This window comes from Dokdonella sp. (assembly GCF_039926425.1).
In the GTDB taxonomy this organism is placed as follows: domain Bacteria; phylum Pseudomonadota; class Gammaproteobacteria; order Xanthomonadales; family Rhodanobacteraceae; genus Dokdonella_A.
This window is the reverse complement of record NZ_JBDSWZ010000288.1, coordinates 1-3215: the sequence shown is the minus strand read 5'-3', so window position 1 is coordinate 3215 and position 3215 is coordinate 1. Positions and strand designations below refer to the sequence as shown.

Below are 3215 nucleotides of genomic sequence, written 5' to 3'. Positions count from 1 at the left end.
TTTTCGCAGGTGCGCTTGAAACGGCGCAGGGCAAACTCGAACGGTTCGTTTTCGCGAACTTTGACGCTGGGCATAAACTCTCCAATGCAAAATCACCCGGGGCTGTCGGGCGAGCCGTGTATTCTATCCCGATGAATCAGCCCTTTGCAAAGGTCGGGGTGTCCGGCGCCGTGCTCGGCGTCGAGACGTCGTGCGACGAAACCGGAGTCGCGCTCTACCACACCGACCGCGGCCTGCTCGCCCACACCCTCTACAGCCAGATCCGGATGCACGCCGATTACGGCGGCGTCGTGCCGGAACTGGCCTCGCGCGACCACGTGCGCAAGCTGGTGCCGCTAGTGCGCGAAACCTTGTCGCAAGCGGGACTTGGGCTGCGCGATCTCGGCGGAGTGGCCTACACCGCTGGTCCCGGTCTGGTCGGCGCGTTGCTGGTCGGCGCCGCCGCGGCACGCAGCCTTGCCTGGGCGCTGGACGTGCCGGCGATTGGCGTCCACCACATGGAAGGACACTTGCTTGCGCCGCTGCTCGAAGCCGATGCGCCCGAACCGCCGTTCGTTGCGCTGCTGGTGTCCGGCGGGCATTCGATGCTGATCGAAGTCGCCGCGATCGGTTGCTACACGCTGCTTGGCGACACGCTCGACGATGCGGCCGGCGAAGCGTTCGACAAGACCGCGAAGTTGATGAATCTGCCGTATCCGGGCGGGCCGGCGCTTGCCGCGCTGGCGGGTCAGGGGCGCGCGGGTGCGTTCCGTTTTTCACGTCCGATGACCGATCGTCCCGGACTGGATTTCAGTTTTTCAGGCCTGAAGACGCAGGTGTTGCTCGCATGGAAGGCGAGCGACCAGTCCGATCAGACCCGTGCCGATGTCGCCCGCGCATTCGAGGAGGCGATTGTCGACACGCTGGTGATCAAGTGCCGTCGTTCTCTGGTCGCCACCGGCGCGCGGACATTGGTGGTCGCTGGCGGCGTCGGTGCGAATCGAAGGCTGCGTTCCCAATTGGCCGAGGCTGGCGTGCAGGACGGGTTTCGCGTGTCGTTCCCGCGCCTCGAGTTCTGCACTGACAATGGCGCGATGATTGCGTTCGCCGGAGCGCTCCGGCTTGCCGCCGGGCAGCACGAAAGCCCGGCGATCAAGGTGCAGCCGCGCTGGGATCTTGCGTCACTCGCGGCACTGGAGTCCTGATGCGTTTCCATCGTCGCGCGAATCGCCGATGATCGCTCCGAATCCCGAATCCCGAATCCGCCAAACCTCATGGATCTCGTTTTCATCGAAGACCTGCGCATCGAAACCATCATCGGCATCTACGACTGGGAGCGCACGACGCGCCAGATCGTGGCTCTCGATATCGAAATGGCCTTCGACAATACCCGACCGGCCGTCACGGACCGGATCGAGGACACGCTGAACTACAAGGCGGTGTCCAAGCGGCTGATCGCATTCGTCGAGTCCTCGCAGTTCCAGCTGGTCGAGACGATGGCCGAGCAGTGCGCGGCGATCATCCGCACCGAGTTCGGCGTGCACTGGTTGCGCCTGAAACTGTCCAAGCCCGGAGCGGTGACGGGCGCAAAGGCCGTCGGCGTGATCATCGAACGCGGCGATGCCGGCTGACATGCATCGCGCGTGGCTCAGTCTCGGCTCCAATCTCGAGCCGGAACGTCATCTTCGTGCAGCGCTGCGCGAGTTGCGCGCGCGCTTCGGCGAAATCGTGGAGTCGCCCACCTACCGGTTTCCCGCGGTCGGCTTCGATGGGCCGGAGTTTCTCAACCTCGCGGTCGGCATCGACACCGATCTGCAACCGGAGGCGCTCGACGCATGGTTGCATGCGCTTGAAGATCGTCATGGCCGGGTCCGCAATGGTCCGCGATTTTCCAGTCGAACGCTCGATGTCGACATCGTGCTGTTCGACGACCGGGTGATCGCCGGACCGGGTCATCTGGAGATTCCGCGCCGCGAGCTTGTCGAGGCGTTCGTACTGAGGCCGCTGGTCGATATCGCTGCGGACGTGTACGAACCGGTCTCCGCGCGCACGCTCGCACAGGTGTGGTCGGAGTCTGCCGCTCGCGACGTTCCCTTTGCACGGGTCGAGCTCGGCGGTTGATCCGGTGCGCGCGATGGCGCGCGACGTCGGCCAATGGTACAAAACGCCCAGCGGGAATCGGCCTGCAGCGGAGAATCACCATGGGTCGTTTCGCGCGCAGTTGGGAGCTGGTCAAGGCAAGCGTCGCCGTCTTGCGCGCCGATCATCGTCTGCTGGTCTTCCCGCTGATGGCCGGCGTGTGCACGATGATCGTGTCGGCGAGTTTCCTCGGGCCACTCGCGCTCGGTGGCGTGCTCGACCAGTTCGAGAACGCGCAGCGGCCGTGGTGGATGGCGCCGATCATGTTCCTCTTCTATCTCGTGCAGTACTTCGTCATCTTCTTCTTCAATTCCGCGCTGGTCGGTGCGGCACGCATCCGGCTCGACGGCGGAAGTCCTTCCGTGCGTGATGGCTTTCGCATCGCCGCGTCGCGCTGGACGCAGATTCTCGGCTACGCGCTGATCGCGGCGACCGTCGGCATGATCCTCCGCGCGATCGAGGAGCGCGCCGGCTTCATCGGCCGCTGGATCGCAGCGCTGCTCGGTGTCACCTGGACAATGGCTACCTTTCTGGTGGTGCCGGTCCTGGTCAGCGGCAACGTGGGTCCGGTCGATGCGGTGAAACAGAGCGCGGAACTGCTCAAGCGGACGTGGGGCGAAAATCTCACCGGCAACGTCGGCATCGGCCTCGTGTCGGGTCTGGCGATCGTTGCTTGGGTGATGATGTCGGCCGGTCTGGTGGCGCTGGCGACCAGCACGCAGTCGGTTGCGGCCGTCATCGCTGCAGTGGCGGTCGGCATCATCGGAATCGTCACGCTGAGTCTCGTGCAGAGCGCACTGCAGGGCGTGTACGCCGCCGCACTCCATCGCTACGCGCAGACAGGCGACGCCGGTATCGGCTTCGAACGCGCGCTGCTGGCGGATGCCTTCAAGCTGAAGGCGTGAGCCGCGCGCAGATGGCGCGATGTCGCGGATGGATCGAATGCGTCCAGCGATCATCGTTCGTTCGCCAGCCCGGCTGTGGTACAAAACATCAGGCACTGGTGTTGCCGTGAAGCCAGCTCGGGTGAGGCATGCTGCAATTTCTGCAAAAGCTGCTGGGCAATACGCCGAGTGGCTCGCCGGGCGACGGCACGC

At 64.7% G+C, this 3215-nt stretch carries 5 protein-coding genes; 4 read left to right on the top strand and 1 reads right to left on the bottom strand.

From position 1 onward, the window contains the following. Positions 1 to 74 (bottom strand): 30S ribosomal protein S21 (gene rpsU / locus ABIV12_RS16390; protein WP_348061305.1); only part of this gene is annotated, 74 nt, incomplete at its 3' end. 57 nt (positions 75 to 131) lie between these two features. Between rpsU and tsaD the strand changes: the two genes are divergently transcribed. From tsaD to ABIV12_RS16370, 4 genes are all read left to right on the top strand, one after another. Continuing rightward, positions 132 to 1184 carry a tRNA (adenosine(37)-N6)-threonylcarbamoyltransferase complex transferase subunit TsaD gene (gene tsaD, locus ABIV12_RS16385; protein WP_348061301.1) on the top strand — a complete coding sequence of 351 codons (1053 nt, stop codon included), beginning with the start codon at positions 132 to 134 and terminating at the stop codon, positions 1182 to 1184. 69 nt (positions 1185 to 1253) lie between these two features. Continuing rightward, positions 1254 to 1610: a dihydroneopterin aldolase gene (gene folB, locus ABIV12_RS16380; protein WP_348061299.1), complete on the top strand. Its 357-nt coding sequence runs from the start codon at positions 1254 to 1256 to the stop codon at positions 1608 to 1610. Position 1611: 1 nt separating this feature from the next. Continuing rightward, positions 1612 to 2100 carry a 2-amino-4-hydroxy-6-hydroxymethyldihydropteridine diphosphokinase gene (gene folK / locus ABIV12_RS16375; protein WP_348061303.1) on the top strand — a complete coding sequence of 163 codons (489 nt, stop codon included), beginning with the start codon at positions 1612 to 1614 and terminating at the stop codon, positions 2098 to 2100. Positions 2101 to 2180: 80 nt separating this feature from the next. Continuing rightward, complete coding sequence (locus tag ABIV12_RS16370; RefSeq protein ID WP_348061297.1) at positions 2181 to 3023, top strand: DUF6159 family protein; 843 nt, start codon at positions 2181 to 2183, stop codon at positions 3021 to 3023. The last annotated feature ends 192 nt before the right edge of the window (positions 3024 to 3215 follow it).